10 protein-coding genes are annotated in these 13,078 nt (G+C 67.4%); 4 read left to right on the plus strand and 6 right to left on the minus strand.

Annotation, left to right across the window (positions count from 1 at the left end; translation table 11 throughout):
• Positions 1-121: 121 nt before the first annotated feature.
• Positions 122-2,629, plus strand: coding sequence for a DUF7527 domain-containing protein (locus tag LI337_RS00205; RefSeq protein WP_227227693.1), 2,508 nt, complete (start codon positions 122-124; stop codon positions 2,627-2,629).
• On the opposite strand, the gene LI337_RS00210 is transcribed toward LI337_RS00205, so the two are convergent.
• The 3 genes from LI337_RS00210 to trkA form a co-directional block, all read right to left on the minus strand.
• Entirely contained in the window at positions 2,626-2,931 is a 306-nt protein-coding gene (locus LI337_RS00210; protein WP_227227694.1) for a hypothetical protein, read from the minus strand. The two genes, LI337_RS00205 and LI337_RS00210, sit on opposite strands and share 4 nt — an antisense overlap.
• A gap of 203 nt (positions 2,932-3,134) precedes the next feature.
• A complete protein-coding gene (locus tag LI337_RS00215; RefSeq protein WP_227227695.1) occupies positions 3,135-4,739 on the minus strand; it encodes a TrkH family potassium uptake protein in 1,605 nt (534 codons plus the stop codon).
• Between the two features lie 119 nt (positions 4,740-4,858).
• Positions 4,859-6,388: a Trk system potassium transporter TrkA gene (gene trkA / locus LI337_RS00220; protein WP_303645183.1), complete on the minus strand. Its 1,530-nt coding sequence runs from the start codon at positions 6,386-6,388 to the stop codon at positions 4,859-4,861.
• Here trkA and coaBC point away from each other — a divergent pair.
• Positions 6,333-7,646: a bifunctional phosphopantothenoylcysteine decarboxylase/phosphopantothenate--cysteine ligase CoaBC gene (gene coaBC / locus LI337_RS00225; RefSeq protein WP_227227696.1), complete on the plus strand. Its 1,314-nt coding sequence runs from the start codon at positions 6,333-6,335 to the stop codon at positions 7,644-7,646. The genes trkA and coaBC overlap by 56 nt on opposite strands.
• Before the next feature lie 76 nt (positions 7,647-7,722).
• Here coaBC and LI337_RS00230 read toward each other — a convergent pair whose 3' ends face one another.
• Entirely contained in the window at positions 7,723-7,938 is a 216-nt protein-coding gene (locus LI337_RS00230) for a zinc ribbon domain-containing protein (RefSeq protein WP_227227697.1), read from the minus strand.
• A gap of 72 nt (positions 7,939-8,010) precedes the next feature.
• On the minus strand, positions 8,011-9,408 hold the full coding sequence (gene purB, locus LI337_RS00235; protein WP_227227698.1) for an adenylosuccinate lyase: 1,398 nt from the start codon (positions 9,406-9,408) through the stop codon (positions 8,011-8,013).
• Positions 9,409-9,577: 169 nt separating this feature from the next.
• Between purB and purN the strand changes: the two genes are divergently transcribed.
• Both purN and LI337_RS00245 read left to right on the plus strand, forming a co-directional pair.
• A complete protein-coding gene (gene purN / locus LI337_RS00240; protein ID WP_227227699.1) occupies positions 9,578-11,161 on the plus strand; it encodes a phosphoribosylglycinamide formyltransferase in 1,584 nt (527 codons plus the stop codon).
• Positions 11,162-12,041: 880 nt separating this feature from the next.
• Complete coding sequence (locus LI337_RS00245) at positions 12,042-12,473, plus strand: DUF7993 family protein (RefSeq protein ID WP_227227700.1); 432 nt, start codon at positions 12,042-12,044, stop codon at positions 12,471-12,473.
• 26 nt (positions 12,474-12,499) lie between these two features.
• Here the strand turns inward: LI337_RS00245 and LI337_RS00250 are convergent, their stop codons facing one another.
• Positions 12,500-13,042, minus strand: a complete 543-nt coding sequence (locus tag LI337_RS00250; RefSeq protein ID WP_227227701.1) for a CBS domain-containing protein — start codon at positions 13,040-13,042, stop codon at positions 12,500-12,502.
• Positions 13,043-13,078 lie beyond the last annotated feature (36 nt).

A 13,078-nucleotide genomic window follows, 5' to 3' on the forward strand; every position in this document is an offset into this window, starting at 1 on the left:
CTCACCGGGAGGTGCGGACTCTCAGACTCACGAACAGGTCGCCCGTCCGACTGTTTCGTCCGCCCGAGGTGCCGGCAAGTGCCGGAAACTATTTGGTTCGCATGGCGGGAGTTACCCCCAAATGGACAGCGAGAGATTAGACGACGTGACCGGCTGGAGTTCCCGGCCGTTCGCGGACGGCTACGACGGACTCCGCGACCTCGCGGACCGGGAGTTCAGCGGCGCGGTCACCGAGGGGATGGCGTGGGCGTTCTTCCTCAACGGGCGTATCGTCGGGGTCTTCGACGGGAGCATCGAGGACTTCGAGGACGCGGACGGGACCGCCTACGAGGCACCGCACCCCGCCCTGCCGCTGCTGTACGCGATGCAGGAGACCGGCGGCGAGACGCGCGCGAAGTACTACACCAACGACACACCCATCTCGGAGGTCGACCGGACGCTCTCGGCGGGCAACTTCACGGGCTACGTCGAACTCTCCGAGAACGTCCTCTCGGGCGACTACTACACGGTCTACCACGGCGGCCGGTCGATGAGTGCCGCCTACGTCGGGAGCAGTCGCCGCCTCGTGACCGGCGACGAGGCCTTCGAGAAGGCCGACGACGAGGTCGGCATCTACGAGGTGAAGACGGTTCCCGTGGAGATAGTCGAGATTCCCGGGACAGCGGAGGACGAGGAGGAAGCCGACGACAGAGTCGGTGCGGCCGGTGGTGCGACCAGTGCGGCAGGTGCAGCCAGCGCGACCGACGCCGGCGCGTCCGACGCCGGCACAGCCGAGACGAACGCAGACGACGCCGGCACAGCCGACACGGGCGACGAGGCCGGCGTGCCGGCCGAGTCGGAGCCGAACGAGGCGACGCCCGAGGACCGGACTGCCGACGACACGACGACACCGGAGTCGGGCGTCACGCTCGGTGCGGCCACCGATTCAGACGACGCCACCGACTCCGACGACGCCGTCGACTCCACGGACTCTACCGCCGTCGACGACGTCGACTCGACTGCCACAGAGTCGGCGGCGTCCACGCCGCCGACGGACAGCGACCCGGCAGACGAACCACCTGCGGCCACCGACCACGAGTCGTCGGCGACGGAGCCTGCGGCGACGGAGCCGACGAGTGCGGCAGACGACACCTCGGACGCCGACACGGCCGACGGACCGGCGACCGCGAGCGACGACGCCTCGACGACCGCCACCGACGACGCCTCGACAGGCTCCGAGGGCGTCACCTTCGGCGGCGACGGAGACGACGATCTGGACGACGCGGCTGTCAGCGACCTCGCGGACGAGGTCATCGCCGACACGAGCCTCGACGAGGAACCGCTGGCCGAGGAGAGCGACGACGACTCGGGCGTGTTCTCCGCGGAGAGCGAGTGGCGGGAGACGACGACGATTCCGGCGCTCGACCCCGAGGAGTCCATCGACGACGGCGACGGCGGTAGTCGGAGTCCCGGGGCCGGCACGGGGAACGGAGGCCAGCGTGGCCGCGGGCAGCGCGGGCGAAGCGGTGCGACCGACCACGCCGGCTCTGGCCGAGCGTCCAGTGGCACCGGCGGTAGCGCGTCGGGGAGTCGCCGGAGCCAGCGCGGACAGGCCGGCGGCACCACCTCTCGGAACGGCGTCTCACGCGAGCAGGCCGAACAGCTGCGAGAGAAACTCGAAGCCAGCCAGGAGGCCAGACAGCAGGCCGAGGCGGCACGCGAGCAGTTGGCGTCGGAACTCGAGTCGGTTCGCGAGGAACGTGACGCGCTGGAGACCGAACGCGACGACCTCGAAGCCGACCGCGACGAGTTGGAAGCGCGCGCGAACCAGCTCGACTCGCGGGTCGCAGAGTTACAGTCGCAGGTCGAGCGACTGGAGTCGGAACTCGCCGAGGCGCGGGCCGAACAGCCCGATCCGGAGCACGCCCTCTCCGCGCGGGAGGCACTCGACGGGACGAACCTGTTCGTCCGGTACGACTCCAAGAGTGGCGGGACCTTAGAGAAGGCTCACGACGGGCAGGTGGATCGAGAGGAGGTCAACACCAACCTCCGACTCGAACACCACACGAGCTTCGAGACCGACGACGCACACGTCGACGGGGAGCCCTACGAGGCGTTCCTGCAGGAGAGTATCGAGTACGGCTTCGCTCGCTGGGTCGTGCAGGACCTGCTGTACGAGATCCGCGACACCGGCCACGAGGCGCAGTTACAGGACCTGTACGACGCGATCCCGAAGATCGACCGCGCCGAGTTGAACGGCAACGTCTCGATCAGCTACACCGAGAACGGCGAGGAACACCGCGAGCAACAGCGGTTCGACGTGGTCCTGCGCGACCGGATGGGCAACCCCCTGTTGGTGGCGAACCTCAACGACTCACGCGAGGCGGCCACCGAGTCGATGATGCGCGAGTTGATCGAGAACTCGCGCCGGTTGGCGGAGACGAGCGACTCGCTGGGTGCGGGCTTCCTCGTGACGGCGAGTTTCTTCGCGCCGGAGGCACTGGAGACCGCCTCGGAGGCGACGAGCGGCGGGCTCCTCAGCCGGAGTAAGCGCGAGAGCTTCGTCAAACTCTCCAGAAAACAGGGGTTCCACCTCTGTCTAGTCGAGACGAGAAACGGCGACTTCCACCTGAACGTACCGGAACTTTAGCTCTCGATCTCGTCGGCGGACTCGATCTTCATCGACTCCAGCTTCGTGACGATCTCGTCGATCTTGCCGTCCAGTTCGTCGACGAACTCGCCGGTGCGCTCGGTCGTGATCGCACCCTGGCTCGACGGTTCGATCAGGTTCTCTTCTTCCAGGACGCGGAGCGAGTACCGAACTTTGTGGTGGGGGTAGCCGGTCTCGTTGGACATCTTCACGATCCCGATGGGTTCGCTCTCGATGACCATCTTCAGTACCTGCAAGTGTCGCTCCAACATATCGACTTCTTTCTCCAGTCGGTCTATCATGCCATTTGTTAACTTGTCCGTAGGGGGTTTAAAGGTTGTTGTCCGTTCGACCGACGAAGAGTCCGTGGTGACAGTTCACAGTCATCGCAATTAACGTTTGGGATCGGGCCACCTGCGCCGCGTCCGTCCCCGAAACTGTCTGATTTTATATGCTTTCGTCCCGTCTCCACGACGTGAGGAGGGGGAGGTTCGGGAGGGGCCGCCTACCGCCGCCAGTAGCCCGGTGTCAGGAGGACGAGCACCGGGAGAATCTCCAGTCGGCCGATCCACATCAAGACGACCATGAACGTCTTGCCGGCGTTCGAGAACGAGAGGTAACTGCCCATCGGCCCGACGACGCCGAAGCCCGGCCCGACGTTCCCGAGCGTCGCGGCGACCGCGCTCATCGTCTCCAGGATCGAGATAGACTGGTCGATCCGACTCGCGTCGAGGAAGAGCAGTCCGGTCCCGGCGAAGAAGGCGACGAGGTACAGGAGCGTGAACGCGTAGATGCCCCGGATCGCACGCTCGTCGAGCGCCCGACCGCCGAGTCGCACCGGCCGGATCGCGTCGGGGTGAGCGGTGGTGAACAGTTCCCGCCGGATCGACTTCAGGATCACGTACCACCGGACGATCTTGACCGCACCACCGGTCGACCCGGCCGACCCGCCGATGAACATGGCAAAGAGGAGGAGATACTGACCGAGCGGCGACCACGCGTTGAAGTCCATCGAGGCGTAGCCGGTCGTCGTCACGATAGAGACGACCTGGAAGACGGACTGTCGGAGCGACGTCTCGGCGTCCCCGAGGATCAGGCCCCGGAACCGGTCGAGATACGCCTGGTCGAACGTCTCGCCCGCAGGGGCCGTCGCCAGCATCGCGTCACCGGTGAACAGCACCAGCGCGAGCAGTCCCGAGAGGACGCCGATCACGCCGACGTAGAACTTGAACTCGGAGTCCTCGATCAGTCGACGCGGTTCGCCCGTCAGGACGTGCCAGAACAGCGCGAAGTTCGTCCCGGCCGCGATCATGAACGGGACGATGACCCACTGGACGGCGGCGGAGAAGGCCTCGATACTCCGTGCCTCCGGCGAGAACCCGCCGGTCGGCATCGTCGTCAACCCGTGGGCGATGGCGTTGTACGCGTCCATGTTCGGTGCCATCCCGCCGACGTGGAGGCCGTACAGCAGGAGAATCTCCAGCAGGGTGAAGCCGAGGTACGCACCCCACAGCGCACGGGCCGTCTCGGCGATTCGGGGTGAGAGTTTCTCGATGCCGGGTCCCGGCGCTTCGGCGTCCATCAACTGCGCACCCCCGACGGAGAGTTCCGGCAGGATGGCGACCGCGAGGACGACGATGCCCATCCCGCCGAGCCACTGGGTCAGTTGTCGCCACATCATGATCCCGCGCGTGTGTGTGTCGTACGAGATATCGCCGAGCACGGTCGCGCCGGTGGTCGTGAAGCCGGACATCGACTCGAACAGCGCGTTCGCGGGGTTCCCGAGGGTCGAACTCGGGTGGACGGGGTCGACGAGCATCGGGATGCCCCACGCCTCGATCAGGTACGGGATGGCACCCACGACCGCGACCGCGAACCACGTCGCCGCGACCATCAGAAAGCCCTCGCGGGCACCGATGTCGGGGTCGGGTTTGAGTCGCTCCAGCCCCAACCCGACCGAGAGCGTCACGAGCATCGTGACGACGAAGGGGATCACCGTCTCGCCGTAGATGACGGCGACGACGACCGGGACGAGCAACGGGACGACGAGATACTTCAGGACGGTCCCGACGAGACTCAGACTCGCCCGGTAGTCGACACGTACTCTCACCGCAGTGAACACTCCCGTCGTTGCACACCGCGAGGAACTGGCGTGGTGGGCTTTAAACTACTGTATCTCGATCGTCGGCAGAAACGCCGGGCGGAGAGCCGTCTACCGGGATCCGACGCTCAGAGCCGAGGCGTCACTTCGTCGGCGATGTCGGCGTCGATGAACAGCACGACGTGGTCACCGGACTGAACCACCGTGTCACCGCGCGGGACGACGAACTCGTCGCCGCGCGTGATCGCGCCGACGACGACACCCTCCGGCAGTTCCCGCACCGACTCCCGGATCGGTCGGTCGGTGAGGACGCTGTCGGCGTCGACCTCTATCTCCATCACTTCCGCTTTGTCGGACTCGATCAACGCGATGTTCTCGGCGCTTCCCTCGCGGGTGAACCGAGTGATCTCCTCGGCGACGACCTCGCGAGGACTGACCGCCACGTCCACGCCGACCGTCTCGAACAGGTCGACGTACGCCGTCGTGTCGATCACGGCGACGGTGCGTTCGGTGCCGAGGCGCGAGGCGAGCAGGGAGACGAGCAGGTTCTTCTCGTCGGATTCGAGCGCCGAGACGACCATGTCGGCGTCCCCGATGTGTTCGCGTTCGAGGAACTCGATGTTGGTCGCGTCCGACTCCATGACGACGGTGCCCGGCAGGTCCTCCGCGAGTCGTCGCGCCCGGTCGTGGTCCTGTTCGATCAGCCGCGGACTGAACCCCCGTTCCTCCAAGAGGCGGGCGACGTGGTAGCCGATCTCCGAGCCACCGACGATGACGACTTCCTCGGCGGTGCCGGGCGACTCATCGGGAGCGACCGAGGTGGCGAACTCCTGCACGCTGCCGGGTGAGCCGATGACGACGACGCGGTCGCCGGGTTCGATGACGGTCTCGCCGCGCGGGATCTCGACGTGGCCGTTTCTGAGGATCGCGGCGAAGGTCAGCGAGTCGAAGCGGTCGGCCTCACGGACGGTCTGGTTGGCGACCGGCGACTCGTCGCCGACCTCGAACTCGGCCATCTGGACCTGCCCGCCCGCGAAGGGGTCGACGTCGCGGGCCGCCGGGAGGCCGACGACCCGGACGATGGCCTTCGCGGTCAGCAGGTTCGTACAGACCATGAAGTCGATGCCGAACGCCTTCTCCGAGCGGTTCCACGTCCGGAGGTACTCGGTGTTCTTGATGCGGGCGATGGTGAACGCATCGGAGATGGCCTTCGCGGTCGAGCAGGCGACGATGTTCGTCTCGTCGTTGTCGGTCGACGCGATCACCATGTCGGCGCGGTCGATGCCGGCCTGCTCTAGGGTGGCGACGGCGGTCCCGTCGCCCTCGACCGCGAGCACGTCCAGCGAGTAGTTCAGTTCTTCCGCGCGTTCCGGATCGCGCTCGATGACCACCACGTCGTGGGTGTCGTCCAGGTCGGCCGCGATGCTGGAACCGACCTGCCCGGCACCGATGATGATCACTCGCACGGCGGAGACGCCCCCGAAATCATGCCCGTGGCTACTGGGGGGGAGTGTATCGTTCTTTCGTTCTCGCCGGATACCGTCGCAGGAAGCCGCGACGGCGCGAAGCCTTTTATACGATACCGGGACGAACAGGTCGTAGATGCTCGAAGGAGTCAACGTCGCGCTCGGAGTGACGGGCAGTATCGCGGCCGTCAAGACCGTGGAACTCGCCCACGAACTCCGGCGACAGGGCGCGTCGGTGCGGGCCGTGATGACCGACAGCGCCCGCGGCATCCTCCACCCGTGGGCCGTCGAGTTCGCCACCGAACACGACGTGGTGACGGAGATCACCGGCCGGGTCGAACACGTCGAACTCTGCGGCCGGGAGGGGTGGGCGGACGTGCTCCTCGTCGCGCCGGCGACCGCGAACACGGTCGGCAAGATCGCGGGGGCGGTCGACGACACGCCGGTCACGACCTGCGCGACGACCGCCCTCGGCGCGGGGGTACCGGTCGTCGTCGCCCCCGCGATGCACGAACCGATGTACGACCACCCCGGCGTGCTGGACGCGCTGGCCCGCCTGGAGGAGTGGGGTGTCACCTACGCCGACCCCCGGATCGAGGAGGGGAAGGCGAAGATCGCCAGCGAGGACGCCGTCGTCACCGAACTCGCCCGCGCGACGACCCCGGATTCGCTCGCCGACCAGCACGTCGTCGTCACCGCCGGGGCGACCAGCGAGGTCATCGACCCGATCCGGACGCTGACGAACCGCGCGTCGGGTACGACGGGACGGGCGGTCGCCCGGGCCTGCTACGTCCGGGGCGCGGACGTGACGCTGGTCCACGACGGCGACGACGTTCACTACGCCGACACGCGTCAGGTCGAGTCCGCCGCAGAGATGCTGGCGGCGGTCCAGTCGGCGGTGTCGGGGAACGGAGCGACCGACACCGACGGCTCCGGCGGTGGGTCGGATCCCGACCAGGCCACCGCAGACGACGCACCGACCCGATCCGAGTCGGCGACGAGCGCGGGCGAGGAGCCGACGAGGAGAGAAGCCGAACCGACGACGACAGACGCCCACGACCAGCCAGCCGACGCCCTCGTCTCGGCGGCCGCGATCAGCGACTTCACCGTGGAGGCACACGACGAGAAGATCCGATCCGGGGAGTCGCTGACGCTTGAACTGGAACCGACGCCGAAACTCCTCGATACGGTCCGTGACGAGCACCCCGACCTCACGATGGTCGGGTTCAAAGCCGAGACGTCGGGAGACGACGACGCGATGGTCGAAGCGGCCCGCTCGCTCCGCGACCGGGTGGGACTGGCGTTCGTCGTCGCCAACGACGCGAGCGTGATGGGCGAGACCGAGACCCGCGCGCTGTTCGTGGACGACGCCGACCCGACCGCGTTCGTCGGCTCGAAGGTCGCTCTCGGCGGTGCGGTAGCCGACCGACTGGCCGGCGTGCTGGTCTGATCTGGTAAAAGCAGGGCTGTCGGACTGCGCTAGCAGAATCCCGGTCGTCGCCGACTTCCGGTCGGCGAGCGACTGCTCAGCCGAGGAAGATGTCCACGATGTCGCCGCTGGACCGACCCTTGTACAGTTCGGAGTAGCCGCAGTTCGCACACGAGACGACCTTGAAACTCCGGTTCTGGATGTCGAACATCTTCGACAGGCCGCCGCCGGTGGTCGAGATCTCGTCGACGGTCGTCTCCGTGTGACTACACTTCGGACAGCCCGACTGCTCTCGCTCGTCTGTGGAGGACATACGAACCGGTCCCGGCGGGACCGTGATAAGCTTTCCCGCTACCGGGGTCGACACGACACCGAGGTCGTCGGCCTACTCCTCGTCGTCCAGTTCGTCCACCAACTCGTCGGCGATCCCGGTGTAGCCCGTCGGCGTCAGGGCACGGAGTTCCGTACGGACCGACTCGTCGACGTCGAGGTCGTCGAACAGCGCCCGGAAGTCGTCGAGTGTGACCTGCCGCCCGCGGGTCAACTCCTTCACACGCTCGTAGGCCGCGGTGTCGCCCTCCCGGCGCAGGACGGTCTGGACGGCCTCGCCGACGATCTCGGGGGTCGCCTCGAGTTCCTCGCGCATCACCTGCTCGTTCGGGACGACCTTCGCAAGGCCGTCGCCGGTCTTCGAGTAGCCGATCAGACAGTGTGCGAGTGCCGCACCGACGTTGCGCTTGACCGTCGAGTCCGAGAGGTCCCGCTGGAGGCGGGAGGTCGTCACGTAGTCCGCGAGGAAGGTGAGGTCGGCGTTCGCCTTCGAGAGGTTCCCCTCGCTGTTCTCGAAGTCGATCGGGTTCACCTTGTGTGGCATCGTGGACGACCCGGTCTCGCCGGCCTCCGACTCCTGTCCGAGGTAGCGGTCCGAGACGTAGAGCCACACGTCACGGTCGAGATCGAGCAGGACATTGTTCACGCCACGAAGTGCGTCGAACAGTTCCGCGAGGTCGTCGCAGGGGTTCACCTGCGTCGTCAGCGCGGTGTGGTCGAGGCCGAGCGAGGTGACGAACCGGCGCGAGACGGCCGGCCAGTCGACCTCGGGGTAGGCGGCGACGTGGGCCGCGTAGGTGCCCGACGCACCCGCGAGTTTCCCCGACAGGCCCTCGGTAGCGTCTCCGACCCGGCCGAGTGCCCGGCCGAGTCGGCTGGCGTACACCGCCATCTCCTTGCCGAAGGTGGTGGGCGTGGCTGGCTGGCCGTGCGTCCGGGCGAGCATCGGGGTGTCGCGGTACTCACGGGCCATCTCGGCGAGCGCGTCCCGCACCTCCCGGATCGCGGGCACCAGCACCGCCTCGACTGCCGGCTTCACGAGGACGCGCTGGGCGAGGTTGTTCACGTCCTCGCTGGTCAGGCCGAAGTGAATCCACGGGTGGAGTCGCTCGGGCGTCTCGGTCCGGAGGAAGTACTCGACGGCCTTCACGTCGTGATTCGTCGCCGCGTACCCCTCGGCACCCTCGGTCTCCAGCCGTTTGATCAGGCGCGCGTCCTCGGCGTCGAACTCCTCGGCCAGCGACCCGAGGTCGGCACGCTCGGCGTCGGAGAGCGTCAGGTCGACACCCTCGGTGTCCGCGAGCGCGACGAGATACTCGGCTTCGACGCGGACGCGGGCACGCATCAGCGCCGACTCGGAGGCGTACGGCGACAGCGGCGCGGTTCGCCCGGCGTACCGACCGTCGAGCGGCGAGACGGCCGACAGCGGGTCCGCGCGTGGAAGTTCGGTCATGGGCGACACTGCCGACGACTGGGCAAAAAGCGTGTCGATGGACGAAGCCACTTTCGTGCATACTTCACGCCCGTTGGTGCCCGAGAACCCGATATTCTATCCGAGTTCGTGGATACTCACCCGGCGATGGACCGCAAACGTTTTTCGCACGGCGAAACGTCTCACGGCCATGACCAAGATCGCCGGTCTGGCCAGCAATCGCGGACGGAACCTCCTGCACATCGCGGACGTGACGCCGGGCGGTGCCGACCTCGGCGTCGTTCTCTCGAACCGGGAGGGCGCGCCGGTCTTAGACGAGGCGGCGGAACGCGGTATCCCGACCGAAGTCGTGACACGCGACGACGGGGAGTCCCGCGAGTCCCACGAGCGCCGCATCCTCGACCGACTCGACGGCTACGACTTCGACCTCGTCTGTCTCGACGGCTACATGCGCGTGCTGACGAGCGAGTTCCTCGACGACGCACCGACGACGCTGAACGTCCACCCCTCGCTGCTCCCCTCGTTTCCCGGCATGGACGCCCACGAGCAGGTTCTGGACGCCGGCGTGAAGATGACCGGCTGTACGGTCCACGTGGTCACCGAGGCGGTCGACGCCGGCCCCATCGTCACGCAGGAACCGGTCCCGGTGTACGCGGACGACGACGCAGACAGCCTCAAGCGCCGAGTACTGTCCGAGGCGGAGTTCACGGCCTACCCGCGTGCGGTCCGGTGGGTCGCCGAGGACAGCGTGACGGTCGACGCCGAGGCAGGCGTCGTCCACGTGGAGGGCGACGACGGCGGCGAGTTCCCGGCCCGCCGTGTCGTCTCGGACGACCGCGCCTCCGACCTGCGATACGGCGAGAATCCCCACCAAGACGCCGCGCTGTACGCCGACGCGACCTGCGAGGAGGCCAGCGTCGTCCACGCCGAGCAACTGAACGAGGGCGCGAAGGCGCTGTCGTACAACAACTACAACGACGCCGACGGCGCGCTGAACCTCATCAAGGAGTTCGACGACCCGGCGGCGGCGGTCATCAAGCACACCAACCCGGCGGGGTGTGCGACCGCCGACAGCCTCGCCGAGGCGTACGACCGCGCGCTCGCCACGGACGCCAAGAGCGCCTTCGGCGGCATCGTCGCTCTCAACCGGGAGTGTGACGCCGCGACCGCCGAACTGATCGTCGACTCGTTCAAGGAGGTCGTCGTCGCGCCGGGCTACACCGACGCCGCGCTGGACGTACTCACCTCGAAGGACAACCTCCGGGTGCTGGACGTCGGCGAACTGGCCGACCGCACCGAAGCGCTGACCGAGAAGCATCTCGTCGGCGGGCGACTCGTGCAGGAGCGGGACCTCTGGGCACCGACCGCCGACGACCTGGAGGTCGTCACCGAGCGCGAACCGACGGACGAGGAGATCGAGACCATGCTGTTCGCGTGGCGCGTGCTCAAACACTGCAAGTCCAACGGCATCGCCTTCGCCGACGGGACCGAGACGGTCGGCCTCGGCGTGGGTCAGGTCAGCCGCGTGGACGCGGTCGAGATCGCGGCGATGAAGGCCGACCGCGACGCCGAGGGGAAGTCCGCCGAGGGCGCGGTGATGGCCTCGGACGCCTTCTTCCCGTTCCCGGACGGGATCGAGAAAGCAGTCGAGGCGGGTATCGAGGCGGTGATCCAGCCCGGTGGCTCGGTGAACGACGAGGACGTCATCGCCGCCTGTGACGAACACGATGTGGCGATGTGTTTCACCGGCAACCGGTGTTTCCGGCACGACTGACGTGACTCAGCCGACTCGGTCGGATCGATCTGTGAGGTGAACCGAGTCGAATTGATCGTGGAGAGCTGAGTCGAGTCGGTTGCAGACATCTCTGCCGAATCGGTCGCGGACGACTCTGCCGAATCGGTCGCGGACGACGAGGGGTGAAAGCCCCCGGCGTCTCGACCCGCCGCGACTTGGTGTCGTTCGAGAGAGCGAAGCTCTCTCGTGATGACGAGAGACGCCACGGCGTCTCTCGAACCACGCTCCTCAGTCAGGCGGTCGGCAAGCCGACCGCCTTCCCTCCGGTGCTACCGGCGTCGGGTCGGGGTCGAGACGCCGGCCCCTTTCAGTCCCACCCGAACGCTGCGACCCATCGTGTCGTCACTGGTGGTCACCCGGCGAGTCGTCTGTCGGTTCGGAACCCGGTTTCGCGCAGTCGTCCCCATGCCTCCCCGACTGCTGGCGACTCGGACTGCGAGCAGGGTCTCGCTGTCGCTCGACCACTGCTCGGTTCCGGTCGCCACCAGATCGCGTCCGATCTGGGTTCCAAGTCATCGCCTGATTGGTGGGTGACGAATCTGGTGTGCGCTTTCACAGGAGAGCCGGCGCGCGAGAAACGCGCGAGGGAGGCGGGCGCTCTCGTGGGCCCGCCGAGGCTGGGGAGGACCGAGGTACGGTGCTGTCTGTGGTTTGCGGGTTGCGGTCCTGTGGCGGTCGCGGTTCCGTGCGCTACTAACAGCCTGCTGTGCTGTGCGGTCGCGGTTGCGGTTCCTCGCGCTCGCACGAGTAGCGGTGTTGTCGCTGTCGTGGTCTGCGTCACTCCCGCAGTCGACAGTGTCGCAACAGTCCGAGTCTGGCGTGCAGAGCATATAAACCGACGAACCGACTCCGAGTCGATATGGTCGAGGAACGACTCACCGACGGCGTCAGGATCGCACAGTTACTCGCCTCGGAAGTCGAGGGCGGCGTCGGCGTCCTCGACGCCTGCCGCGTGAGCGACGCGGACCCCGACGTAGAGCCGACGCCGGACGGCGCACTCGCTTACAGGATCACCGTCGAGGAAGGCGGTACCGACGACACCGACGCCACCGACGTCGAGACTCCCGCGCGCGACCTCCTCGCGGAGGTGTTCGTCCAGCCAGACCGCGCTCGCGTGGAGTTCCTCGCGTCGCCCGACCGCGCCGCCGACGCCGCCGACAGCGAGGGCCTGCGCGTCCGACCGAAGGCCGTCAGGCCGCCGCGGACGCTGGTCTTCCTCCCCGACGGCGCGAGCGTCAAGCGACTCCTGCCGGTGTTCGACGCGGTGCTGGGAGGTGCGCGAGACGAGTAGCAGACGAGTAACAGACGACGCGCGACTCAGGAGAACTGCGCCGCCAGATCGGCCTCGGTGACGATGCCGAGCAGTTCGCCGCGCTCGACGACCATCACCGCGTCGTGGTGGTCGAGGTAGGCGTCGATCTCGTCGACCGTCGCGCCGGGTTCGACCGTCGTGATCGACTCCTGCATCACCTCGGCGACCGGCAGGTCGGCGGCGTCGTCGTCCGTCGAGTGTCTGATGTCGCTGTTCGAGATGAGTCCCTGCGGCCGGCCGTCACGCACGACCGGCAACTGTGAGTAGCCCGCGTCGATCATCAGGCTGATCGCCTCCCGGACGCTGCTGTCCGGCGAGATGGTCACCACGTCGGTCTGCATTAGACTCTCGGCACGCCTGACCGACCCCTCCGCCTCGTCGAGGGCTTCGACGATCCGGCGGAGCGTCGAGAGCCGTGGATCGACGTCGCCGCCCTCGATCCGCGCGATCAGGGGCTGAGAGACGCCCGCCGACTCGGCCAGCGAACTCTGCGTCAGATCGAGCGACTTGCGGCGCTGACGCAAGTCCTGCGGTGTCGGGAGTTCCATGTCGCCCAATAACCTGCGGTAATTACAAAAGCGTTC

This window comes from Salinirubrum litoreum (genome assembly GCF_020567425.1).
Taxonomy (GTDB): domain Archaea; phylum Halobacteriota; class Halobacteria; order Halobacteriales; family Haloferacaceae; genus Salinirubrum; species Salinirubrum litoreum.

Bases quoted from the DNA above. Each gene is read 5' to 3' on its own strand.
- LI337_RS00205 (WP_227227693.1), top strand. From the start codon at position 122: ATGGACAGCGAGAGATTAGACGACGTGACCGGCTGGAGTTCCCGGCCG.
- LI337_RS00210 (WP_227227694.1), bottom strand. From the start codon at position 2,931: ATGATAGACCGACTGGAGAAAGAAGTCGATATGTTGGAGCGACACTTG.
- coaBC (WP_227227696.1), top strand. From the start codon at position 6,333: ATGCTCGAAGGAGTCAACGTCGCGCTCGGAGTGACGGGCAGTATCGCG.
- LI337_RS00230 (WP_227227697.1), bottom strand. From the start codon at position 7,938: ATGTCCTCCACAGACGAGCGAGAGCAGTCGGGCTGTCCGAAGTGTAGT.
- purB (WP_227227698.1), bottom strand. From the start codon at position 9,408: ATGACCGAACTTCCACGCGCGGACCCGCTGTCGGCCGTCTCGCCGCTC.
- purN (WP_227227699.1), top strand. From the start codon at position 9,578: ATGACCAAGATCGCCGGTCTGGCCAGCAATCGCGGACGGAACCTCCTG.
- LI337_RS00245 (WP_227227700.1), top strand. From the start codon at position 12,042: ATGGTCGAGGAACGACTCACCGACGGCGTCAGGATCGCACAGTTACTC.
- LI337_RS00250 (WP_227227701.1), bottom strand. From the start codon at position 13,042: ATGGAACTCCCGACACCGCAGGACTTGCGTCAGCGCCGCAAGTCGCTC.